Source organism: Pseudomonas sp. SMN5 (genome assembly GCF_052041925.1).
GTDB lineage: Bacteria > Pseudomonadota > Gammaproteobacteria > Pseudomonadales > Pseudomonadaceae > Aquipseudomonas.
The window spans coordinates 57,180-78,196 of sequence record NZ_JBKGGX010000025.1 but is presented as its reverse complement, the minus strand read 5'-3'; the positions used below and the strand labels follow the sequence as shown (position 1 = coordinate 78,196).

Genomic DNA, 21,017 nt, shown 5'->3' with positions numbered 1-21,017 from the left:
CTCCTGTCCTGGGGTCCTGAGCAGTTGACCATGACAAGTTACCGATGATTCCAAAGAACTCAGCGATCCGAGCGCAGCAACGTGTCGAGCCCACCGTTCAGGGAAAACGCCGCCACCCTGTTGCGGCCGCTGTGCTTGGCCTGATACAAGGCGGCGTCGGCACGCTGGATGAACACCTCAATGCTGTCCAGGCTGCACGGGACGAAGGCGTAGCAGCCCAGGCTCACTGTGACGTAGCCAGTCGGCGAACCGGAATGGGTAACGTGTCTGGCGATGACTTTCTGGCGGATCTGCTCGGCCAGCACCATTGCTCCGTGCAGGTCGGTGTCAGGCAGCAACACCGCGAATTCCTCGCCGCCATAGCGCACCGCCAGGTCGGCCTTGCGATGGCAACACTCCCTGAGTACCTTCGCCAACTCCACCAGGCAATGATCGCCGGCCACATGCCCGTAGGTATCGTTGTAGCGTTTGAAGCAATCGATATCGAGCATGATCAGGCTCAGCGGGCTGCGCTGGCGAGCGCCTCGACCAAACTCGACCTCCAGGGCACGCTCGAACAGCCGGCGGTTCGCCAGGCCGGTCAGGCTGTCATGGGTGGCAATCAGCTCCAGCGCTTCCTGAGCCTTGCGCAGGTCCGCCTCGATGCGTTCGCTGTTACGCACCTGGCGCGCGAACACCCAGCCAAACAGACAAATCCCCAGAACCACCAGCGCCACGATGAGACTGGATTGAAAGGCTCGGTCATGCCAGCCCGTCAGGATGGCTTCTTCGGACATGGCTGCCGTGACCACCAACGGATAGGCCTGCAAATGCTGATGGTTATACAGCCGGACGACACCGTCGACGGCGGAGCGGATGATCGCATCGCCGGAAACGGCGCCTGGCAAGTCATGCCTGAAGAGATGTTCTTCGGCCAGCGGGCGGCCGATCCGCGCTTCATCAAAGGGCCGGCGCGCCAGCAGCGTGCCGTCGGACAAGGCCAGGGCCATCTCGCCTTTATCATCCAGGCTGAAGCTTTTGAAGAACCGGTCGAAGTACGACATCTTGATCCCGGCCAACAGCACGCCCTGGAAATTGCCGTCCCGGTCATTCACACGCCGGGACACCGGGATGATCCATTCGCCGTTCTGCCGACTGCGGATCGCCGGCCCGATATGGGCAACCAGGGAGGCGTTCTGCTGATGGAAAAGAAAGTATTCCCGATCCGCTACTCCCGGGCCCCTTTGCAATTTATCGAAGGAGGTCACGACCCAGTGGCCGTTCTTGTCGAACAGAAACAGACCATGCAACTGTTCGAGTGATTGCACGCGTCGAGCGAAAGTCTGGTGCAAGCGTGGCCGGGAGGCCGGGGCGAAACCGTCGACCTGGATCCAGTCGGCCTGACTGGCCAGAACCAGGTCGGCCTGCAGGAAAGTGTCCTGGGCCTGTTGCGCCATGGCACGTGTCAGGTTGGCCGACGCGACGCGGGCCGACTCCAGGTCGTGACGCCGGGACTGCTCCAACTGCAAATAAAGCAAACCACACAAGCACAGGCAGACCGCCGCGATAAACGTCACCGCTGCCTTGAGCAGGGGTAGGCGTTTCAGGGCACCGCCGGGGGGATGGAGCGGATCGTGAATGGGGATAGGCAAGCGAGTTCCTGGGGAGGCAAAAAACATGAGCGAATTCGCTCAAAGCCGCCAACAGTCGAGAGCTTAGCCTACCGCTGGAGGGGCGGCAATTTGCCCGTATCGGGCAGCCGATAAGAGGCAAAATGGATCCAAAAAACCTCGATCCTTTTTGATTAACCACACCTTTCAAGATCGCTGAAAAACCCGTGGCGAGGGAGCTTGCTCCCGCTCGACTGCGCAGCAGTCGCCCTCTGTGCAAAAAGCGCCCTGGGCGCTGCTTCGCACCCCGGCGGGAGCAAGCTCCCTTGCCACGGATGACGGTGTTTGGCCCCGGGAAACGCTGCATTTTTTTCACCATCGAACATCACCGGGGCTATCTAAATCGAGCGACGCCCCCTAACGTATGATCGCCTTCAACCTCTGCGTGCCAACCAGCCATGAGTTCAGCGCCCGAAACCGTCGATACCTCTCTGGCCAGACCCTCGGCCGTCGGTCTGCGCGCAGCCTTCTGGTTCTGGTTCAAGTTGGGCTTTATCAGCTTTGGCGGACCGGCCGGGCAGATTTCGATCATGCACCAGGAACTGGTGGAGCGCCGCCGCTGGATCTCCGAGCGCCGCTTCCTGCACGCTCTGAACTACTGCATGCTGCTGCCAGGGCCGGAAGCCCAGCAATTGGCGACCTACCTGGGCTGGCTGATGCATCGGACCCGGGGCGGGGTCATCGCCGGGGCACTGTTCGTACTGCCGTCGCTATTCATTCTGATCGGCTTGTCATGGCTGTACGTCGCCTTTGGCGAAGTGCCGGTGGTGGCGGGTGTTTTCTACGGGATCAAGCCGGCCGTGACGGCCATCGTGGTGCATGCCGCCCACCGCATAGGCTCGCGTGCACTCAAGAACGGCTGGCTGTGGGCAATCGCCGCCGCGTCATTCACCGCGATATTCGCCCTGAACGTACCTTTCCCGTTGATCGTGCTGGGCGCTGCGGTGATCGGTTACGTGGGCGGACGCTGGGCACCGCAAAAGTTCAGCCTGGGCGGCCACGATGCCGCACGACGAACCTTCGGCCCGGCATTGATCGACGATGACACTCCCGCCCCGGCCCATGCCCGGTTCAGCACCTGGCGGCTCGCTCGCCTGGTGATTGTCGGCGCTCTGCTGTGGATGGTGCCGATGGGCCTGCTGACCCTGGCGTTTGGCTGGGAAGCCACCCTGACGCAGATGGCCTGGTTCTTTACCAAGGCCGCGCTGCTGACATTCGGCGGCGCCTACGCGGTCTTGCCCTACGTGTATCAGGGCGCGGTGGTGCACTTCGGCTGGCTGACGCCCACGCAAATGATCGACGGCCTGGCCCTGGGCGAAACCACGCCCGGACCGCTGATCATGGTGGTGGCGTTCGTTGGTTTCGTTGGCGGCTACGTGGCGCAGGTGTTCGGTGCCGACCAGGCGTTCCTCGCCGGCGCCGTCGCGGCCATGCTGGTGACCTGGTTCACCTTTTTGCCTTCCTTCCTGTTCATCCTGGCCGGTGGCCCGCTGGTGGAATCGACCCACAACGAGTTGAAATTCACTGCGCCGCTGACAGCGATTACCGCGGCAGTGGTCGGCGTCATCCTCAACCTGGCCTGCTTCTTCGGCTACCACGTGCTCTGGCCCAACGGATTCGGCGCGACGCCGGACTGGCCGTCGGCGATCATCGCCCTCCTGGCGGCCGTTGCGCTGTTTCGCTACAAGCGCGGCGTGATCCAGGTGCTGCTGGCCTGCGGTCTGGCCGGGCTGGCGGTGCATCTGTTACGCCAGGGGTGGCAATAAAATTGAACACCCCTGTCGCTGCGTGACCTAACCAGGTTCATGGCCTTGCCACACCGTTACGCAACAATGGCAAGCGCCCGAACCCGAATGGCGATGACGCCACCGGACGAATACGAGACCGTCGTTCGCAGCGTTGTTGCCTGACGCAGGTAACGATCAATGGACTCAAGTACCCTCCAGTTTTTTACCGAAAACCAATTGCTTGGCATCTCTATCGCTAACTGGCTGCTGGCGCTCGGCGTGATGGTGGTAAGTTTTACCGTCGCCAGGGCCGGCATCGGCTTCCTGCTGCGCAACGTGCAAGCCAGGGCACAAAAACCTAACGCTTACGTCAGCCACATCGCCGTCGAAGTCTTATCCAGCACCAGCAACACTCTGTTATTACTGGCCTCGATCCTGATCGGCGTCGGCGTGCTCGACTTGCCGGAGCGCTGGCTGGCGCGGGTCAGCAGCCTGTGGTTCGTGGTCGCGGCCCTGCAGGTAGGGTTATGGGCCAACCGGGCCATCGCCCTGGTATTGCTGCACTACTTCGCCCGCCATAGCCACAGCGAAATCCACCAGAAAAGCGCACTCGCGACCCTGAGCCTCTGGGGCGCGAAAGTGTTCCTCTGGGCGGTCGTGCTGTTGGCGATGCTCTCCAATCTGGGCGTGAACATCACGGCGTTCATCGCCAGCCTCGGGGTCGGCGGCATCGCAGTGGCGCTGGCCGTGCAAAACATTCTCGGGGATCTTTTCGCTTCGCTGTCCATCGCCGTGGACAAACCGTTCGAAGTCGGCGATTTCATCGTCGTCGGGAGCCTGGCCGGTACGGTGGAGCACGTCGGCCTCAAGACCACCCGGATCCGCAGCCTGGGCGGCGAACAGATCGTAATGGCCAACGCGGTGATGATCAGCACCACCATCCAGAACTACAAACGGCTCCAGGAACGGCGCGTGGTCTTCGAGTTCGCCCTGCCCCAGGACTGCACCACCGAGCAGCTCAAGCAAGTGCCGGTGATCGTCGAGCGCACGATCAAGGCCCAGGAAAAGACCCGCTTCGACCGCTCACATTTTCGCGGTTTTGGCGAAAGCGCCCTGGAATTCGAAACCGTGTACATCGTGCTCGACCCCAGTTACAACGTCTACATGGACATTCAGCAAGCCATCAATCTGGGCATGATGGAAGAATTCGCCAGGATCGGCGTGCGCTTCGCCATCCCTGCACGCACGGTGCATGTGGCTTCGTTGCCGCAGATGACTGATCAATCTTCCAGCGATAATGACCGCCAGACCTCGCCGCAGGCCAGGGCTGAGTATCGGGCCCAGCACTGACTTGCATTGAACTCGTGCGAGAAGATTCGGTTACAACTCATCGGGTGCGCGTGGGGAAGTGGTTCAATAGGATTGCTCCAAAGTAAGCCACTGGCGTACATTAGCGATGATTTTTATTGAAACCCCGATTTTTACTCGTCGGGTCAAAGAACTGATGGATGACGAAGATTTTGCAGCTTTTCAAAGGGTCCTGGTTCGTGATCCCACAGTTGGCGATGTGATAGAGGCTAGTGGAGGCATCCGCAAAATCCGCGTCGCAGCCAAAGGCCACGGTAAACGGGGCGGTGCGAGGGTTATTTATTACCACTTCGCTTCAGCTTCGCGGATCGCATTACTGATGATTTACCCAAAAAACGAGCAGCAAGAGTTAACCATCGATCAACGCAAAGCGCTGAAAACGATAGTTGAGAAATGGAGATAACCATGAGCAAATTTTTTGATGAGCTGATGGAAAGCGTGCAGCAGATGGATGAAATCGTCCGCGGGGAGCGCCAGCCTTCCCGAGAATTCATCGTCAATGCACTGCAAGTCAAAGAAATACGCAAGGCCACCGGGCTGACCCAAGCCAGATTCGCGGCGTTGATTGACGTCCAACTGGGCACACTTCGCAACTGGGAACAAGGACGACGTGAGCCAACCGGCCCCGCCAAGGCTTTGTTACGGGCGATTCATAACGATCCTGAACATGTAATCAACGCCTTGGCGGTTTAATACAGGCCCATGCTTCACTGACAACTACCTGACCCAGCGCAAACGAATAGCCCACCCCTTCAGCAAAGCTCAACCCAATCATCAAGAAAGGGAACATCGACATGAGCAAGGCAGACGCACTGGCGGCCAAATTGAGGCTTGCCCAGCGAACCCCGGCGGACACGGATCATTGTGCCGACCTGGCGATCGAGCATTGGCCCGCCCAGGTCTACGAGTTGTATCGCCAGATCGAAACCTGGCTGGCGCCGGTGTGCGAGGCTGGGCTGGACATCCGGCGCAACCCTACCCATGTATTCGAAAGCCACCCCAGCGGCTCGACGTACAACTACGCCATCGACCAATTGCTGATCGAAGGCAACCATCGGCGCATCGAACTCGATCCGATTGCTCGCTTCTCCTCCCAGGGAGAGGGCTGCATCGAAATCCATATGAAGGGGAAACAGCGCTGCATGGTTCGAACCGTCGGCGCGCATGGAGAATCGCTGTGGCATTTACAGGCGCCGCGTTCGAGCGACCAGCCACAACCCGAGCCGCAGGCCCTGGACGAAGACGCGCTGCTCTCACTGGTGGAAGAAGGGCTGGGGCTGTAACGCAAATGGGCGACCGCAAGGGTCGCCCATTTTGTACCGGATGGAACCGATCAGCCGATGATGGGAGTGGTTGGCGTGATGACGACGTCAGACGCGCCCTCAATCAATGGCGATATCGACTGCACAGCATTTCCCGCGACAAGCTTGCTCAGGGCGCTGTCGATCTCGTCTGCCGCCCCTTGCGCGAATTGGGCGTCTGCCCAGATCCAGTAGCGGTCAGACATCAGCCCGCCCACCGCTTGCGCACACAGTACTTCGCTACTGAGCCCCATTTTCCCCGCAGCAGCAATCACGGCCATGAGGGCTTGCTCTAATTGGGAAACTCGCTCGGTAGTCACAACGCGCCAACTTGATGGGTAAACAGGCTCAAAGCATACCAAGGTATCAATGTGCCACCAACCGCAGGCGCTCAACGGTCGCGCCTTTGACTTGCCGCCTAGTTCGTTGGAGTCACACGTCTGCGAGCAGAGCCAGGCAACCCGTTAAGGCCACCGCTTCCCTTAGGACAAGTCGGCCCGGAGCCAAACCCCGCAAAGCTAAGGCATCGCTATAAGCCTAGAAGCTCTACTGACCAGCGAGCGAGGCAACTACCACCGTCAGCGCCTCGCGCCCACCGCCCCCGCAGCGATCCGCTTACCCACCTTCTCCCCCACCTCCAACGCCTGCCCATCGCGCTGTTTACCCTGCCGCGCTTGCCCCACCAACCGAGGAATCAAGTCCCCCTCCGGCAAGTGCTGCCAGAACCTTCCGGGCATGTGCTGGCGCAGCGCCTGGGGGTTGAGCCGCGCCGGGTTGAAGATGTGTGTGTAATAGGTGCGCCACAGCTCGGCGCCGGGGTCTTCGGCGTGGCGTGCCCACTGCCGCCACTGTTCAGGGCATTGGCGCTGATAGTCCAGCGATTGACCATCGAACCGGATGCCGTCGCGAGGCGTTGCGATCAGCCAGCGTTGCTTGCCCAATCGCTCGGCAAAATGGCCACTCGCGCTTTCGAGGATGTCATGGGCCGGTTCATGAAAGGACACCAGGTCCAGTTCCAAGTGCTCGGCGACTTCCGGGGGCAAGGGAATGAACCGCACGAAGGCGTGCAGGTGGTGGGCCTCGCGACTGACTTGCTTGATGCGGCGCTGCAGCTCACTGCCCAGGCGGTCGCCAGCGAGCATGGCGGTGCGATCGCCATGGGCTACGCGCCAGAGTACTTCGTACAACAGGCTCCAGCGCTGCTCGCCCTGGTAACGGCCGGCCTGTTCGAGCTGCGCCAGCAACGTTGCCGGGACCCGCGTGCGGAACGGCCCTGGGTCTTGGGGCAATGGCGTCGGCACCGCCAGCAGGTCGGTCATGGGGCCTTGGGCCCAGGTCACATCACCGGGGTCGATGCCATGCCCCAGCAACGTCCGCGCCTGGTCGCGCCAGGTAGGGAAATGGTCGTTACAATCCAGTGCGATCATCCCCACAACCCCATCTGCTGGGGCCGCTGGGGTTCGCGCAACCGTGCCCTGAGCAGGCCACTGCGCATCTGGGCGTCGGCGGGTCGATAGTCGCTGGTCACAATGAACGGCCGGGCCTTTTCCAGTACGCAACGCAGCTGCACCAGATCGTCATAGCGGACCCGCCGCTCCCTGCGCAGGGCCACCAGGCGTTGCACGCTGCGCAGGCCGATCCCCGGAATCCGCGCCAGCAATGCAGGTTCGGCGCGGTTCACGTCCAGTGGGAACACCTCACGATTGGCCAGCGCCCAGGCCAGCTTGGGATCGATGTCCAGGTCCAGGTTGCCGGTTCCCTTCAGGAGCTCACCTGCTTTGTAGCCGTAGCCGCGCATGAGGAAATCGGCCTGGTACAAGCGGTGCTCGCGCAATAACGGCGGCGCCGCCAATGGCACGCTGGCGGGGCTGTCGGGAATGGGACTGAATGCCGAGTAGTAGACCCGCCGCAGGCCATACCCCTGGTAGAGCGACTCGGCGTTGCTCAGGATGGCGTGGTCGTCGGTGGTATCAGCCCCGACGATCACCTGGGTGCTCTGCCCGGCCGGAGCGAATCGAGGCGCCCGTGGCTCGCCGGCGATGGCCTGTTGTCCCAATTGGATGGTGCCCATCGCCTGACGGATCGTCATCAACTGTTTTTCCGGCGCAAGACGCTTGAGACTGGCCTCGGAAGACAATTCGATATTCACGCTCAAGCGATCAGCCAGCCGCCCCGCCTCCTCGATCAGCAGCGGATCCGCATCCGGAATGGTCTTGAGATGGATATAACCACGGAACTGGTGTTCTTCGCGCAGCAAACGCGCCACCCGTACCAATTGCTCCATGGTGTAATCGGCTGAACGAATGATGCCAGAGCTCAGGAACAAGCCACTGATGCAGTTGCGTCGGTAGAAATCCAAGGTCAGCCGCACCACCTCTTCCGGTGTGAAGCGCGCCCTCGGCACATTGCTCGAACGGCGGTTGACGCAATACTGGCAATCGTACAGACAGAAATTGGTCAACAATACCTTAAGCAACGAGACGCAGCGCCCATCGGGCGTGTAGCTGTGGCAGATGCCCATGCCGTCCGTAGCACCGAGCCCGTCACGCCCCCGGGAACTGCGCTTGGGCGCGCCACTGCTGGCGCAGGAAGCGTCATACTTGGCGGCGTCGGCTAGAATGCCGAGCTTGGCGATAAGCTGCATGGAAGCGGATCCTTATACTGTATATGCACACAGTATTTTGTGCCGCCGCGCGATGCAAGCACCATTGGTCAATTCGGCGTACGGACCGATGAGGTCAGATGGGCTATAATCCGCCCAATCACGCGATTTAAGGTTCAGCCCCATGGGTACTATCAGCCTTGAAACCAAAAAGGCCTACGCGGCCAGGACCCGTCGATCCAATTATGCAGCCAGCCTGCGCCTGGAAGGCTTCAAAGTCACCTTTGCCGACGGCGAACGAAAATTGCCGACCCGCGAAGAAGTCCTGAAGACCTTCACCCAGCCCAGAACCTGATGCCCGACAAATATGGAGTCGGCGAAGACGCCTATTGCTATCCCGGCTCCTCAGTCCTTCGCAACAAACTCAATATCCGCGACGAACCCACGTTAAGCGAAGCCGAACAACAACTGTCGGCCATCGCCGCGGCTAGCGTTGAATTCAACCCGCCCCCTTACAGCCTGACTTACTTGCAAGACATCCATCGGCAACTGTTCTCGGACTTGTATGAATGGGCCGGAGAACTGCGGACCGTCGGGATGGCCAAACAAGACACGCGCTTTTGCCAACCCCAGTACATGGAGGCAGAGGCCAGCAAGATCTTCGCAAACATAGCGGCGGCCAACTGGTTCGAGGAAATGAGCCGGGCCGAGCTGATCGTTGCCGTTTCCGAGGCTTATTCCGATATCAACGTCGTCCACCCCTTCCGCGAAGGAAACGGCCGCGCCCAGCGCATTCTTTTTGAACACCTGATCATGAATGCAGGGTTTGAAATCAGTTGGTGGGGTATTGAGAAGACGGAATGGATTTTCGCGAACATTGCGGCCTATAACTGCGTGATGGAGCCGATGGAGCAGGTTTTTGAGAAATGCATAGGCCAGATGATCCAGCCGTGAGGTAACAGAGCCGTATAAAGGTAACCCCGTTGAAGGTCGCGTCCCGCCCTGAACGACATCTCTGCGCCAAGCGCCTCATCCCTGATAAACTGCTGGCCACCGCCTCGCTGATCCAGATGCTCCCAATGCCCCAACAAACCGCCCCGCTGTCCCGTCGATTTTCCGTTGCACCCATGATGGATTGGACTGACGCCCACTGTCGTTTCTTCCTACGCATCCTCTCCAAAAACGCCCTGCTCTACACCGAAATGGTCACCACCGGCGCCCTGCTCAACGGCGACCACGAGCGTTTCCTGCGTCATCATTCCTCCGAACACCCGCTCGCCCTGCAACTGGGCGGCAGTGTTCCCGCCGATCTGGCAGCCTGCGCGCGCATGGCCCAGGAGCACGGTTATGATGAGGTGAATCTCAACGTCGGCTGCCCCAGCGACCGCGTGCAGAACAACATGATCGGCGCCTGCCTGATGGGGCACCCCGAGTTGGTGGCCGATTGTGTAAAGGCAATGCGCGACGCGGTTTCGATTCCGGTAACGGTCAAGCATCGGATCGGGATCAATGGACGGGACAGTTACGAGCAGTTGTGTGACTTCGTCGCAACGGTACGTGACGCCGGTTGCACCAGTTTTACCGTGCATGCGCGTATCGCGATCCTGGAGGGGCTGTCGCCGAAGGAGAATCGTGACATCCCGCCGCTGCGCTATGACGTGGTGGCCCGGTTGAAGGCGGATTTCCCCGAGCTTGAAATCGTGCTGAATGGGGGGATCAAGACCCTGCACGCGTGCCATGAACATCTGCAGACGTTCGACGGCGTGATGCTGGGGCGCGAGGCGTACCATAACCCGTATCTGCTGGCCGAGGTGGATCAACAGTTGTTTGGCAGTACCGCACCGATCATCAGCCGTGCCGAGGCGCTGGCGCAGTTGCGTCCGTACATTGCCGATCATCTCGCTGCCGGCGGTGCGATGCATCACATCACCCGCCACGTGTTGGGACTGGGCACGGGGTTTCCGGGGGCGCGACGGTTTCGGCAGTTGTTGTCGGTGGATATCCACAAGACCAACGATCCGTTGGCCCTGCTGGATCAGGCAGGGCAGTTGCTGGAGGGGCGCTGACCCTCACTTGCTTTTGAACCTGCGCGCTGTTTTGGCATCGTATCTAGCGATACCCGTCCCGGCCTTTCAAACAACCGTTTTCAGGTTGTTGCCGCCGGGGCCTTCGATACCTCTTCATGCCCTTGAGTGGCTGCCGGCCCTCGGGTAATGTCAACAGACCCATAGGACAGAGCACGCTCATGACTTCCAAGCTGGAACAACTCAAGCAATTCACCACCGTCGTGGCCGACACCGGCGACTTCGAAGCCATTGCCCGCATCAAACCCGTGGATGCCACCACCAACCCTTCCCTGCTGCTCAAGGCCTCGGCCATTGCAGGCTATGCCGAGCAACTGAACGCCTGCGTGGCGGACTGCAAGGGTGACGTAGGCTTGGCCAGCGACCGTTTTGCCGTGGCGGTCGGGCAAGAAATCCTTAAAGTGATTCCCGGGCGTATTTCCACTGAGGTGGATGCGCGCCTGTCGTTCGATACCGAGGCAATGCTCAAGCGCGCCCATCGCCTGGTCGACTTGTACGAAAAGGCTGGTGTGGGTCGCGATCGCGTGCTGATCAAGATCGCGTCCACCTGGGAAGGGATCCGTGCCGCCGAGAAGCTGGAGCGTGATGGCATCCAGTGCAACCTGACCCTGCTGTTCTCCTTCGCCCAGGCCGCCGCCTGTGCCGATGCCGGGGTGTTCCTGATCTCACCGTTCGTGGGCCGGATCTACGACTGGTACAAGAAAGCCAATGGCAGCGACTACACCGGCGCCGATGATCCGGGCGTACAATCGGTGACGCGCATCTACAACTACTACAAGGCCAACGACTACAAGACCGTGGTCATGGGCGCAAGCTTCCGTAATCTCAATCAGATCGAGCAACTGGCCGGTTGCGACCGCTTGACCGTCAGCCCGGAACTGCTGGAGAAGCTGGCCGCCGACGAAGGCAAGCTGGAGCGCAAGCTCGCGCCAGGGCAAGCCGGGGAAGCTCGTATGAACCTCAACGAAGCGCAGTTCCGCTGGCTGTCCAACGAAGACGCCATGGCGACCGAAAAACTGGCCGAAGGCATCCGTCAGTTTGCCCGGGACCAGGAGAAGCTGGAGGCGTTGCTGCAGGCCAAGCTTTGAGCTGAGACACGAGCAAGCAAAAAGGGGCGAACCTTGATGGGTTCGCCCCTTTTTTCATGGATCTGTCTTAGGCGATACAGTGGCTGGACGGACCTCATCGCGAGCAGGCTCGCTCCCACAGGGAGAACTCAGCCTCCGGGCCGTTCCAGCGCGTTCACCAAGTCATGAAAGGCTTCACGGTTTGAATCGTTCAGTCCCATGAGGATCTTGTGCGCTTCGAGCACCTTGATCCGCACGTCTTCTTCGGACTGATCCTGATCAGGCAGGTCGTCCAGGCATTCCGGGCACGGCACGGGATCGCCAACGATGTTGAACACCTGGTCGAAGCCCATCGATTGCAGCAGACGGGTGATGTCGTTGTGGGTGGTGACCACGGTCGGCAGCAGGCCGACCTTTTGCCGCGACAGGATCGACAGTTTGGCCAACAGGCCCAGGGTGGTGCTGTCGATGCTGCGGGTTTCAGTCAGGTCGATCACGATGGCGCTGAAGTTCAGCGCGGTGAAGATCCGCTCAATAGTCGCATCCAGCGCCGAACACAGGGTCAGGCGCACTTCACCGACAAACTTCAGGACAAAGGTGCCGTCCTGCTCGGCGAACTGGATTCTACCGGTACTCATCAAAGGTTCCTGCTCAACACTAACAGGGCGATATCATCCGGCATCTCCCCGAGCGTGGCTAATCCAAACACTTGACGCAAGCCTTCCAGGCTGCCGCCCGCCGCACTCACCCGTTCAGGCAAGGCCGCTTCTTTCTCTTTGAGTGTAGGTTCTGTCAAAAGGTCCAGAATGCCATCAGACATCAGCGTCAGGCTGAAGGTCGGGGGCAATTCCAGCACATGGTCTTCGTAGGTGGCCTCGTTGAACAGGCCGACCGGTAGACCACGCCCTTCCAGGTAACGAACGCTGTCTGGCGTATACAACACGGGCAACGGCAGATGTCCGCCGATGCTATAGGTCAACAAGCCAGTCTCCTCGTCGATGACTCCACCGACCATTGTGACGTGTTTACCCAGCTTACAACTGATCAGACCCCGGTTGATATGTCCGAGGACCTCAGAAGGCTTGAACTCGGGCAATGTGCCGTTGCGCTTGGATTCGAACAACAAACGCGTGGTCATGAATTTCAACAGCACGGTCACGAATGCCGACGATGCACCGTGGCCGGAAACATCCGCCAGGTAGAACGCCACTCGCCGCTCATCGACGCGGAAATAGTCGACGAAATCTCCCGACAGGTACAACGAAGGGATGATCTGGTGGGCGAAGCGCAAACCGTCGACGGTCCAGGGGCTGACCGGCAGCATGTTCATCTGCACCTGACGCCCGGCGTTCTGGTCCTCCTGCAGCAGGTTCAGGCTGGCTTCCAGCTCGCGGTTGGCGGTTTCCAGCTTTTCGCGGTAGCGCTGGTTCTCCAGCAGCAGGCGCGAACGGTCAAGGGCCCGACGCACCGAGTGCTCGAGCACGGCCAGGTCTTCAAGGGGCTTGATCAGGTAGTCCGCCGCGCCCAGGCGCAGGGCCTCGACCGCGTCGCTCATCACGCCGGCGCCGGAAACGACGATCACCGGGGTTTGCGAAGAAATCTCGGTAACCTGACGAATGAGTTCGAGTCCGCCCATCTGCGGCATGCGCAGATCGCAGATGACCAGGTCGGGCTTGTCCTGCTCGAATACCTGAAGACCCTGTTGGCCGTTACTGGCCTGCAAGACGCTGAAACCACTGTCTTCCAAGTAGGCCGCGAGACTGGCTCGCACCACTTCGTCATCATCGATTATCAGCAGCGTGGCACTGGTTTTTGGCATGTGGGCAAACGGCGCCAGAATTAGGTTGGCGTAGCGGGCCGGGCTGTCTGGACTGGCACGCACTACTGGATTCGCTTTCTAGCCACTCTGTTCCACCGCTTTCAGGCCGATGCCTGACACACGATTACATCAGAGGTGCCCTTCTAAGGCGCAGACGGTACTCCCATCCGCGGGGCGTTTCAAGCTCATGCGGATCGCCGCTTGCCGTCTTTATTTGTCAAAGTACAGAGAGTTATAAGAACCGAGCGAAGCGTAACTCAATGGAAGGATGCCGTCGGGGTAAACCCTGCGTAAAAACACGAAAGGCAGCCTTTGGGGCTGCCTTCCTGGCTTGACAGGTCGAATCAAAAGTCGTCTTCGACCTGACCGTCCTTGACCTTGAATTCGCGATTCTGCAGGTAGGCATTGCGGATAAACACGTACTTGTCACCGCTGACCATTTTCTCGGCGGAAAGCAGGCTGGCGCGGGTGTCGACGATATTCAAGCCGAAGATCGAGTTGCGCACCGAAACGTTGTCGATGTAACGATACGGGCCGGTGTAGCTGTCCACATACCTGGCTGGCGCATCCCGCAGGGTGCTCGGGCCCAGCAACGGCAGCATCACATAGGGTCCGCTGCCTACGCCCCAGTAACCCAGGGTCTGACCGAAATCCTCGTCGCTGCGCTGCAATCCCATCTGGGTGCCGACGTCGAAGAATCCCAGCAGGCCAAAGGTGGTATTGAAGATCAGCCGGGCTGTATCGACCCCGGCGGCCGCTGGCTTGGCCTGCAGCACGTTGTTGGCCAGGTTGCCGACGTCGCCGATGTTACGGAACATGTTGTGGATGCCGTCTTCGAGAAACTGCGGCGTCACGTACTGATAACCCTGGGCCAGCGGCTTGAGGGCGTAGGTATCGAGGGTGTCGTTGAAGGTGAAGATCGGACGGTTGATGCTTTCCCAAGGATCTTCTTCCGTGGCGGCCTGGACGGCGAACGGAACCAGCAGGACGCTGGCGGAAAGACACAGCTGAGCTAGACGATGGCTCCAGCGCATATGGGAGAACTCCTTGGTTTATTCAGGCAAGGGCGCCGAGCCCAGGCGGTAAGGGCGCTAGTATAAGACGGAACGCGTAGATAGGCAGCACGAAAGAACAGCACATCGTAGGACGTTTCCCTTTCCAAGCGTCGACACTTCACTGTCACGGGACTGTCATTGAGGGCCGGTAGGCTGACGTTTATTTCAAGGACGTCCCCATGCCTCGCGCCGAAGCCCTGCCCCTCCCCGCGCCCAGCCTGACCGCCGTGCTGTTTGGCTTGAGTGGGTGCCTGGTGGACTTCGGGGCGCGGATTCGACAACCAGGGGCCGCACCGACCGAGCACGCACAACCTACACCGGGCGCGCTGGACTGCCTGCGCCGTCTGCACCTTCAGGAGATCCCCTGCGCCTGGCTCGACGAACTGCCACCGGCGGTCAGCCATGCCCTGGCGGCTTCGTTGCCAGGTTGGATCAAACCGCCGCAACTTCCTGCAACAAATTATCCGTGGCCGGCCCCCCACGCCTGTTGGCAAGCCTTAATGGCGCTGAACGTCCAGCACCTTGACGGCTGTGTATTGGTCAGTGGCGAACCTCGCCAGTTGCAGTCAGGTCTCAACGCCGGCCTGTGGACCATCGGACTGGCCTCCTGCGGCTCGCTGTGCGGCCTCACGCCCGGTGAATGGGAAGCGCTGAGCCAACAGGAAAGGGAAACCAGGCGCGCCAAGGCCACCGTCCAATTGTTCAGCCTGGGCGTACACTCGGTCATCGACCACCTGGGCGAACTCGACACCTGCCTGGCGGACATCAACCTGCGCCGATTCAAAGGCGAGAAGCCGTGATCGAGGTCATGCAGGGCGCTTGAGGGTGGATTACTCTTTAGACAAGCCACGGACTTTTGCCACACCGTCGCGGTCCATGGCTGTGCCTATTCATAAAGGGAGTACGTCAATGCCCGCCCGCCGCGAACTGCAAGAGCAACTCGATACCCTGCGCAAGCAACTGGACCAGGATCCGCCGCTGTCTGGGCCGGAACGCGAACACCTGCATCAATTGATGGCTCAGATCGAAGCTGAGATCCAGCTGGAAAACCAGCTGCAGGACACCAACCTGGTCGACGGCGTGAACCTTGCCGTGGAAAGCTTCGAATTGAAGCATCCCGCCATTGCGGGAACCCTGCGCAACATTGTGCTGACGTTAGGCAATATCGGGATTTGAATGACAGAGAGCCCGCTATCGAGAGCGGGCTTCACTTTTTACCCCTGCACTGCAATCACCTGTGGGAGCGAGCAGGCTCGCTCCCACAATTGGATCGGCTACAGTCGCAGAGATAGTAACGTTACTGGCGCACTAACCGATGGTTCGGCAGTTGCTCCGCTTCAGTGCTGCGATACGGATTGATATCCAACCCACCCCGCCGCACATATCGCGCATACACCGTCAACGTCTCAGGCTTGAGCAAGCGCTGCAGGTCGAGAAAGATCCGTTCCACGCATTGCTCGTGGAAATCCGAATGCTGGCGGAAGCTGACGATGTAGGCCAGCAGGCTTGCATGATCCAGCGCCGCGCCGCGATAGTGCACCGCCACACTGCCCCAGTCCGGCTGGCTGGTCACCGGGCAGTTGGATTTGAGCAAATGACTGTGCACGCTTTCCTCGACGACACGCGATGCATCACAACGCAGCAGTTCCGGACGCGGATGCTCATAGGAATCGACGCTGATGTCCAGCTCGTCGATGCACACGCCGGGCAGCGCGACGACACCCTCGCTCTCCACGTCCTTGAGACTGCGAATCCGCACGCCTACCGGCTTGCCGGCGGCCGCCGACAGGTCTTGGCGCAGGGTCGCCTCCAGGCTCGCCGTGTCAGCGAACGAGGTCTGGTTCAATGAGTTGAGATACAGCTTGAAGGATTTGGACTCGATGATGTTCGGCGAGTCCGCCGGGATCGCGAACTCACCGATGGCCACCACCGGCTTACCGGACGGCAGCAACCATGAGAGCTCGAAGCAATTCCAGAAATCCACGCCCTTGTAGGGCAAGGTGTCGGCCGTCAGCCCCAGTTCCGCCCACTTCGCGGTGCGCGGGATCGGAAACAAGAGTGACGGCGTGTAGGTCGCGATGTATTCGCTGGATTTGCCCAGCGGCGAATGTTCGGCTGCGGGATGCATGACGGAAACCTGACTGAATAATCAGCGGATTCTATCAGTCTTTGCCACCGCCTTGAGCGCTTACTGACTGACCGTCAAGACGCCTTTCATGCCGGCCTGATAATGCCCAGGCACATTGCAGGCGAACTCCAGGCGGGTGGCCTGGGTGAACGTCCAGGTCAGCTCGGCGGTCTTGCCAGGCTCTACCAATACGCTATTGGGGTCGTCGTGGCCCATGCCGGCCTGATCGTGCCCCATCGCCCCATGATCCACGCCGGCCTTCATCGCCGTCGGCGTCAGATGGCCGGCCTGTTGCATCTGCTGCATTTGCTGCTGGTGTTCAGCGTGCATCGCGGCATTACCCAGATTGAATTCGTGAAGCAACTGGCCCTTGTTGGTCAGTACAAAACGAACCGTCTCCCCCTTCTTAACTTCCAAGGCGCCGGGATTGAATGTCATGTCCCCCATCACCACCTCAATGCTGCGATTGGCCTTGGCTGCCGGAGCAGGCTGGCCGAACTCGAAATGCTGGCCGGGCGACGCCCACGACGATGCACTGAACAACAATGCGCAAGCGACCAAAATCAAGGGTTTTCCCATCAACATCTTCGTACTCCAACCGGATAAGCTTGGGAAACCTTAGCGTGGCGTGGCTGCCATCCGCCTGACAGCATGATTACAACTTTGTCAGCTTGCGCCGTCGCCCCGCCCGCCGGGGTATAACGCCCACGTCCGAACCTGCCCATGAGCCCGTCATGAAACTGCTGATCGTCGAAGACCAAACGAAAACCGGCCAATACCTGCGCCAGGGCCTCAGTGAAGCAGGGTTCAATGCCGATCTGGTGACCGATGGCATTACCGGTCAGCAACTGGCCGTGAGCGGCGACTATGCGCTTTTGATCCTCGACGTGATGTTGCCCGGTCGCGATGGCTGGCAGATTCTGCAAGCCGTGCGCGGTGCAGGCCTGGAAACGCCGGTGCTGTTTCTCACGGCACGGGACGCGGTGCAGGACCGTGTGCATGGCCTGGAACTGGGCGCCGATGATTACCTGGTCAAGCCGTTTGCCTTCTCCGAATTACTGGCTCGCGTACGCAGCCTGCTGCGCCGGGGCGGCTCGATGCAGCAGGAAACGAGCCTGCAATTGGCGGACTTGCGCCTGGACCTGATCCGTCGTCGCGTCGAGCGCAGTGGCCGACGCATCGATCTCACCGCCAAGGAGTTCGCCTTGCTGGAACTGCTCCTGCGCCGCCAGGGCGAAGTGCTGCCCAAGTCGCTGATCGCTTCCCAGGTCTGGGATATGAATTTCGACAGTGATACCAATGTCATCGAAGTCGCGATCCGGCGCCTGCGAATCAAGATTGACGACGACTTCCCCGCCAAACTGATCCACACCGTGCGGGGCATGGGCTATGTGCTTGAGGAGCGCAGCCTGTGATGGGCCGGTGGTCGCTGAGCAGCCGTCTGGCGCTGCTGTTTGCCGCCTGCACCGCCGTGGTCTCGCTGTTCGCCGGCGTGCTCTTCAGCCGTGGCAGCGAGGCGCACTTCATCGAGTTGGACCAACAGTTGCTCGAAGACAAGCTGATCGGCCTGCGCCGCGCCGTGCAAGGCTTGGACGCCGAGCAGACGCAACGCCGCCTGGAAGAGGAACTGAGCCGCCAGGCTGATCTGGCCCTGCGCATCAAAGACAGCGACGGAGTGCGCTGGTATGACAGCTCGATCCGGATTCCAACCCGGTTGCCGGAAATGCCCGGTATTTCCACTCTCAGCGATGGCGACGTGGACTATCGCGTGCTGAACGCCCCACTCTTCCCCGACCGCCCAGGCTCGCCGCAGCTGACTCTGCTGCTGGACATCACCCATCACCAACACTTCCTGCAACGCATGCAGCGCCTGATCTGGCTGACTGTCGGCCTGTCTGCGCTGGCGACCGCCCTGCTCGGTGCCTGGGCCGCTCGCCGCGCCTTGCGTCCATTGCGCAGCATGGGGGCGATTGCCGGCAACGTCTCGGCCCGCTCCCTCAATGCCCGGCTGCCGGCAGAGCAAATGCCTACGGAACTGGCGGAATTGGCCCACAGCATCAACGCCATGCTCGCACGCTTGGACGATGCGTTTCAGCGGCTCTCGGCATTCTCCGCCGACATTGCCCATGAGTTGCGCACGCCGTTATCGAACCTGCTGACCCACACCCAGGTCACCCTCACCCGCGAACGCTCGCCGCAAGACTACCGCGAGGCCCTGCACAGCAACCTGGAAGAACTGCAATGGATGGCGCAACTGGTCAACGACATGCTGTACCTGGCCAAGGCTGACCATGGCCTGTTGGCCCCGGATCGCGAGCCGCTGGCGCTGGCCGAGGAAGTGGACGTGTTGCTGGAGTTCTTCGCGCCCCTGGCCGAGGACATCAACGTTCGCTTGAGCCGTGAAGGCGAGGGCCACCTCGGTGGCGATCGCAACATGTTGCGCCGGGCCCTCTCCAACCTGCTGGACAACGCGCTGCGCTTTACCCACGAAGGTAGCGACGTGCGAGTGCGTATTGTCGATGAGGCCCAAAGGGTTCGCATCAGCGTGGAGAACAGCGGCGAAGAGATCCCGGCGGACCTGCTGCCGCGCCTGTTTGATCGCTTCTACCGAGCCGACCCGGCTCGCCAGGAAAGCCGCGGCGAACATGCCGGCCTCGGGCTGGCCATCACCCGCTCGATCATCCGCGCCCACGGCGGAGAGATCCACTGTGAATCAGCCGATGGCTGGACGCGTTTTCTAATTGAGTTGCCGAAGGCCAACCAAGCCTGACACAAACCCTGTGGCGAGGGAGCTTGCTCCCGCTTGACCGGGCTGGCGCGCCAGTGCGAAGCGCTCACAAATGGGGCCGCTGCGCAGCCCAGCGGGAGCAAGCTCCCTCGCCACAGGGGCATTGTGTGCCGCCGAGAGATGGGAGGCTTGCACACGCAGCCCGGGGTTGCAGTGGTTTCAGGAATACCGCAACGCCTGCGCCGGTTCGATCTTCGCCGCGCGCCAGGCCGGGTACACCGTGGCCAGGAAGCTCAGGATGAACCCAGCCGAGCAGATCAGCACCACGTCGCCGCGCTGCAGCTCCGACGGCAGGTTGCTGACAAAGTACACATCGGAACTGAAGATGTGCTGGCCGCTGACCCGCTCCAGCCAGCCCACCAGCGCACTGACGTTCAACGCCGCGATCACCCCAAGCACCCCGCCGATCAGCGTGCCGACGATACCAATCACCGTCCCCTGGACCATGAAGATCGCCATGATCTGCCGCGGTGTGGCACCGATGGTACGCAGAATCGCGATGTCGGCACCCTTGTCGTTCACCACCATGATCAGCGTGGCGATGATGTTGAACGCCGCCACCGCGACGATCATCAGCAACAACAGGCCGATCATGGTTTTTTCCATTTTCATGGCGCTGAACAGGCTGCCCTGGGTGTGCGTCCAGTCGTCGGCCTTGTAGCCGGCGCCGAGGCCGGTGGCGATGTCACCGGACACCTTCGGCGCCGCGTACAGATCCTTCACCGCCAGGCGCACGCTCTGCACCTGGTTCGGTTGCCAGTGCTGCATCTGTGCCGCGTCGGCCACATGAATCAGCGCCATGGAACCATCCAGCTCGGCGCCTACCTTGAACACGCCCACCACATTCAGTCGCTGCATCCGTGGGGTAATTCCGCCAGGCGCGGTGCTGACTTCAGGCACGATCAGGGTCAGTTTGTCACCGACGTTCAAGCGAAAACGGCGGGCGGTGATTTCACCGATCACCACGCCGAACTCACCCGGCTTCAAGGCATCGAGGCGCCCCTGAACGATGTGCTGGGCAACAATCGACACCTTGCCCTCCTGGGCCGGGTCGATACCACTGATCTGGATCGGCTGCATCGAACCCTTGTGGCTGAGCATGCCTTCCAGTTCAGTGAACGGCACGGCCGCGGTCACTTGAGGATTTTTCAGCGCTGCGGCGGCCACCGGTTGCCAGTCGTCGATCGGATTGACGCCGACGACAGTCGCGTGGGGCACCATGCCGAGGATGCGCGAACTCATTTCACGCTGGAAGCCGTTCATCACCGACAGTACCACGATCATCGCCAGCACACCCAGGGCGAGGCCGATCATCGAGGTCATGGAGATGAACGAAACGAAGCGATTGCGACGCTTGGCGCGGGTATAGCGCGTGCCGATAAAGATCGATAACGGTCTGAACATTCGCGGTGCACCGTAAAAAGATAAA

At 60.6% G+C, this 21,017-nt stretch carries 23 protein-coding genes; 13 read left to right on the top strand and 10 right to left on the bottom strand.

Annotated features, from left to right (window positions below):
- Positions 1 to 59: 59 nt before the first annotated feature.
- Positions 60 to 1,631, bottom strand: a complete 1,572-nt coding sequence (locus ACLEJR_RS22135; protein WP_440816497.1) for a sensor domain-containing diguanylate cyclase — start codon at positions 1,629 to 1,631, stop codon at positions 60 to 62.
- A 416-nt stretch (positions 1,632 to 2,047) separates the two neighbouring features.
- Here ACLEJR_RS22135 and chrA point away from each other — a divergent pair, with 416 nt between their 5' ends.
- The 5 genes from chrA (at position 2,048) to ACLEJR_RS22110 (ending at position 6,027) form a co-directional block, all read left to right on the top strand.
- On the top strand, positions 2,048 to 3,415 hold the full coding sequence (gene chrA / locus ACLEJR_RS22130) for a chromate efflux transporter (RefSeq protein WP_440816494.1): 1,368 nt from the start codon (positions 2,048 to 2,050) through the stop codon (positions 3,413 to 3,415).
- A gap of 159 nt (positions 3,416 to 3,574) precedes the next feature.
- Entirely contained in the window at positions 3,575 to 4,726 is a 1,152-nt protein-coding gene (locus tag ACLEJR_RS22125) for a mechanosensitive ion channel family protein (protein WP_440816492.1), read from the top strand.
- 106 nt (positions 4,727 to 4,832) lie between these two features.
- Positions 4,833 to 5,147, top strand: coding sequence for a type II toxin-antitoxin system RelE/ParE family toxin (locus ACLEJR_RS22120; protein ID WP_440816489.1), 315 nt, complete (start codon positions 4,833 to 4,835; stop codon positions 5,145 to 5,147).
- A 2-nt stretch (positions 5,148 to 5,149) separates the two neighbouring features.
- Positions 5,150 to 5,437, top strand: a complete 288-nt coding sequence (locus ACLEJR_RS22115; protein WP_440795340.1) for a helix-turn-helix domain-containing protein — start codon at positions 5,150 to 5,152, stop codon at positions 5,435 to 5,437.
- Positions 5,438 to 5,538: 101 nt separating this feature from the next.
- A complete protein-coding gene (locus ACLEJR_RS22110) occupies positions 5,539 to 6,027 on the top strand; it encodes a hypothetical protein (protein WP_440816486.1) in 489 nt (162 codons plus the stop codon).
- Positions 6,028 to 6,077: 50 nt separating this feature from the next.
- Here ACLEJR_RS22110 and ACLEJR_RS22105 read toward each other — a convergent pair whose 3' ends face one another.
- From ACLEJR_RS22105 to ACLEJR_RS22095, 3 genes are all read right to left on the bottom strand, one after another.
- Positions 6,078 to 6,326 (bottom strand): hypothetical protein, encoded by a 249-nt coding sequence (locus ACLEJR_RS22105; protein WP_440795336.1) that lies wholly within the window; start codon positions 6,324 to 6,326, stop codon positions 6,078 to 6,080.
- Between the two features lie 297 nt (positions 6,327 to 6,623).
- Positions 6,624 to 7,478 carry a TIGR03915 family putative DNA repair protein gene (locus ACLEJR_RS22100; protein WP_440816483.1) on the bottom strand — a complete coding sequence of 285 codons (855 nt, stop codon included), beginning with the start codon at positions 7,476 to 7,478 and terminating at the stop codon, positions 6,624 to 6,626.
- The gene (locus ACLEJR_RS22095) at positions 7,469 to 8,689 is read right to left on the bottom strand and encodes a putative DNA modification/repair radical SAM protein (protein ID WP_440795332.1); all 1,221 of its coding nucleotides are present in this window, start codon (positions 8,687 to 8,689) and stop codon (positions 7,469 to 7,471) included. The genes ACLEJR_RS22100 and ACLEJR_RS22095 overlap by 10 nt, the downstream gene beginning before the upstream one ends.
- Before the next feature lie 142 nt (positions 8,690 to 8,831).
- Here ACLEJR_RS22095 and ACLEJR_RS22090 point away from each other — a divergent pair, with 142 nt between their 5' ends.
- The 4 genes from ACLEJR_RS22090 to tal all read left to right on the top strand — a co-directional run bounded on the left by ACLEJR_RS22090 (position 8,832) and on the right by tal (position 11,819).
- Complete coding sequence (locus ACLEJR_RS22090; protein WP_440795330.1) at positions 8,832 to 9,002, top strand: YhfG family protein; 171 nt, start codon at positions 8,832 to 8,834, stop codon at positions 9,000 to 9,002.
- A complete protein-coding gene (locus ACLEJR_RS22085; protein ID WP_440816481.1) occupies positions 9,002 to 9,601 on the top strand; it encodes a putative adenosine monophosphate-protein transferase Fic in 600 nt (199 codons plus the stop codon). The genes ACLEJR_RS22090 and ACLEJR_RS22085 overlap by 1 nt, the downstream gene beginning before the upstream one ends.
- Positions 9,602 to 9,726: 125 nt before the next feature.
- Positions 9,727 to 10,713: a tRNA dihydrouridine(20/20a) synthase DusA gene (gene dusA, locus ACLEJR_RS22080; protein WP_440816479.1), complete on the top strand. Its 987-nt coding sequence runs from the start codon at positions 9,727 to 9,729 to the stop codon at positions 10,711 to 10,713.
- 179 nt (positions 10,714 to 10,892) lie between these two features.
- On the top strand, positions 10,893 to 11,819 hold the full coding sequence (gene tal / locus ACLEJR_RS22075; RefSeq protein ID WP_440816477.1) for a transaldolase: 927 nt from the start codon (positions 10,893 to 10,895) through the stop codon (positions 11,817 to 11,819).
- A gap of 128 nt (positions 11,820 to 11,947) precedes the next feature.
- Here the strand turns inward: tal and rssC are convergent, their stop codons facing one another.
- The 3 genes from rssC to ACLEJR_RS22060 all read right to left on the bottom strand — a co-directional run bounded on the left by rssC (position 11,948) and on the right by ACLEJR_RS22060 (position 14,651).
- The gene (gene rssC / locus ACLEJR_RS22070; protein ID WP_440795248.1) at positions 11,948 to 12,436 is read right to left on the bottom strand and encodes an anti-sigma factor antagonist RssC; all 489 of its coding nucleotides are present in this window, start codon (positions 12,434 to 12,436) and stop codon (positions 11,948 to 11,950) included.
- Positions 12,436 to 13,617: a two-component system response regulator RssB gene (gene rssB, locus ACLEJR_RS22065; protein WP_440795532.1), complete on the bottom strand. Its 1,182-nt coding sequence runs from the start codon at positions 13,615 to 13,617 to the stop codon at positions 12,436 to 12,438. The genes rssC and rssB overlap by 1 nt, the downstream gene beginning before the upstream one ends.
- Before the next feature lie 344 nt (positions 13,618 to 13,961).
- Positions 13,962 to 14,651 carry an MlaA family lipoprotein gene (locus ACLEJR_RS22060; RefSeq protein ID WP_440795246.1) on the bottom strand — a complete coding sequence of 230 codons (690 nt, stop codon included), beginning with the start codon at positions 14,649 to 14,651 and terminating at the stop codon, positions 13,962 to 13,964.
- Positions 14,652 to 14,851: 200 nt separating this feature from the next.
- On the opposite strand from ACLEJR_RS22060, the gene ACLEJR_RS22055 reads away from it, so the two are divergent.
- Entirely contained in the window at positions 14,852 to 15,472 is a 621-nt protein-coding gene (locus ACLEJR_RS22055; RefSeq protein WP_440795244.1) for an HAD family phosphatase, read from the top strand.
- 109 nt (positions 15,473 to 15,581) lie between these two features.
- Positions 15,582 to 15,848: a DUF4404 family protein gene (locus tag ACLEJR_RS22050; protein WP_440795242.1), complete on the top strand. Its 267-nt coding sequence runs from the start codon at positions 15,582 to 15,584 to the stop codon at positions 15,846 to 15,848.
- A gap of 121 nt (positions 15,849 to 15,969) precedes the next feature.
- On the opposite strand, the gene queF is transcribed toward ACLEJR_RS22050, so the two are convergent.
- Positions 15,970 to 16,800, bottom strand: coding sequence for an NADPH-dependent 7-cyano-7-deazaguanine reductase QueF (gene queF, locus ACLEJR_RS22045; protein WP_440795240.1), 831 nt, complete (start codon positions 16,798 to 16,800; stop codon positions 15,970 to 15,972).
- Positions 16,801 to 16,860: 60 nt separating this feature from the next.
- Positions 16,861 to 17,385, bottom strand: a complete 525-nt coding sequence (gene copI / locus ACLEJR_RS22040; RefSeq protein ID WP_440816476.1) for a copper-resistant cuproprotein CopI — start codon at positions 17,383 to 17,385, stop codon at positions 16,861 to 16,863.
- A gap of 149 nt (positions 17,386 to 17,534) precedes the next feature.
- Here copI and ACLEJR_RS22035 point away from each other — a divergent pair, with 149 nt between their 5' ends.
- Together ACLEJR_RS22035 and ACLEJR_RS22030 are read left to right on the top strand one after the other, a co-directional pair.
- A complete protein-coding gene (locus ACLEJR_RS22035) occupies positions 17,535 to 18,215 on the top strand; it encodes a heavy metal response regulator transcription factor (RefSeq protein WP_440816474.1) in 681 nt (226 codons plus the stop codon).
- Positions 18,215 to 19,570, top strand: a complete 1,356-nt coding sequence (locus tag ACLEJR_RS22030; protein WP_440816472.1) for a heavy metal sensor histidine kinase — start codon at positions 18,215 to 18,217, stop codon at positions 19,568 to 19,570. The genes ACLEJR_RS22035 and ACLEJR_RS22030 overlap by 1 nt, the downstream gene beginning before the upstream one ends.
- Positions 19,571 to 19,747: 177 nt before the next feature.
- Here the strand turns inward: ACLEJR_RS22030 and ACLEJR_RS22025 are convergent, their stop codons facing one another.
- Entirely contained in the window at positions 19,748 to 20,992 is a 1,245-nt protein-coding gene (locus ACLEJR_RS22025; RefSeq protein WP_440795233.1) for a lipoprotein-releasing ABC transporter permease subunit, read from the bottom strand.
- Between the last annotated feature and the right edge of the window lie 25 nt (positions 20,993 to 21,017).

Excerpts from the sequence above, each read along its gene's own strand:
- chrA (WP_440816494.1), top strand. The coding sequence starts at position 2,048 with ATGAGTTCAGCGCCCGAAACCGTCGATACCTCTCTGGCCAGACCCTCG.
- ACLEJR_RS22125 (WP_440816492.1), top strand. The coding sequence starts at position 3,575 with ATGGACTCAAGTACCCTCCAGTTTTTTACCGAAAACCAATTGCTTGGC.
- ACLEJR_RS22120 (WP_440816489.1), top strand. The coding sequence starts at position 4,833 with ATGATTTTTATTGAAACCCCGATTTTTACTCGTCGGGTCAAAGAACTG.
- ACLEJR_RS22115 (WP_440795340.1), top strand. The coding sequence starts at position 5,150 with ATGAGCAAATTTTTTGATGAGCTGATGGAAAGCGTGCAGCAGATGGAT.
- ACLEJR_RS22110 (WP_440816486.1), top strand. The coding sequence starts at position 5,539 with ATGAGCAAGGCAGACGCACTGGCGGCCAAATTGAGGCTTGCCCAGCGA.
- ACLEJR_RS22105 (WP_440795336.1), bottom strand. The coding sequence starts at position 6,326 with ATGGCCGTGATTGCTGCTGCGGGGAAAATGGGGCTCAGTAGCGAAGTA.
- ACLEJR_RS22095 (WP_440795332.1), bottom strand. The coding sequence starts at position 8,689 with ATGCAGCTTATCGCCAAGCTCGGCATTCTAGCCGACGCCGCCAAGTAT.
- ACLEJR_RS22090 (WP_440795330.1), top strand. The coding sequence starts at position 8,832 with ATGGGTACTATCAGCCTTGAAACCAAAAAGGCCTACGCGGCCAGGACC.
- ACLEJR_RS22085 (WP_440816481.1), top strand. The coding sequence starts at position 9,002 with ATGCCCGACAAATATGGAGTCGGCGAAGACGCCTATTGCTATCCCGGC.
- dusA (WP_440816479.1), top strand. The coding sequence starts at position 9,727 with ATGCCCCAACAAACCGCCCCGCTGTCCCGTCGATTTTCCGTTGCACCC.
- tal (WP_440816477.1), top strand. The coding sequence starts at position 10,893 with ATGACTTCCAAGCTGGAACAACTCAAGCAATTCACCACCGTCGTGGCC.
- rssC (WP_440795248.1), bottom strand. The coding sequence starts at position 12,436 with ATGAGTACCGGTAGAATCCAGTTCGCCGAGCAGGACGGCACCTTTGTC.
- rssB (WP_440795532.1), bottom strand. The coding sequence starts at position 13,617 with ATGCCAAAAACCAGTGCCACGCTGCTGATAATCGATGATGACGAAGTG.
- ACLEJR_RS22060 (WP_440795246.1), bottom strand. The coding sequence starts at position 14,651 with ATGCGCTGGAGCCATCGTCTAGCTCAGCTGTGTCTTTCCGCCAGCGTC.
- ACLEJR_RS22055 (WP_440795244.1), top strand. The coding sequence starts at position 14,852 with ATGCCTCGCGCCGAAGCCCTGCCCCTCCCCGCGCCCAGCCTGACCGCC.
- ACLEJR_RS22050 (WP_440795242.1), top strand. The coding sequence starts at position 15,582 with ATGCCCGCCCGCCGCGAACTGCAAGAGCAACTCGATACCCTGCGCAAG.
- queF (WP_440795240.1), bottom strand. The coding sequence starts at position 16,800 with ATGCATCCCGCAGCCGAACATTCGCCGCTGGGCAAATCCAGCGAATAC.
- copI (WP_440816476.1), bottom strand. The coding sequence starts at position 17,385 with ATGTTGATGGGAAAACCCTTGATTTTGGTCGCTTGCGCATTGTTGTTC.
- ACLEJR_RS22035 (WP_440816474.1), top strand. The coding sequence starts at position 17,535 with ATGAAACTGCTGATCGTCGAAGACCAAACGAAAACCGGCCAATACCTG.
- ACLEJR_RS22030 (WP_440816472.1), top strand. The coding sequence starts at position 18,215 with ATGGGCCGGTGGTCGCTGAGCAGCCGTCTGGCGCTGCTGTTTGCCGCC.
- ACLEJR_RS22025 (WP_440795233.1), bottom strand. The coding sequence starts at position 20,992 with ATGTTCAGACCGTTATCGATCTTTATCGGCACGCGCTATACCCGCGCC.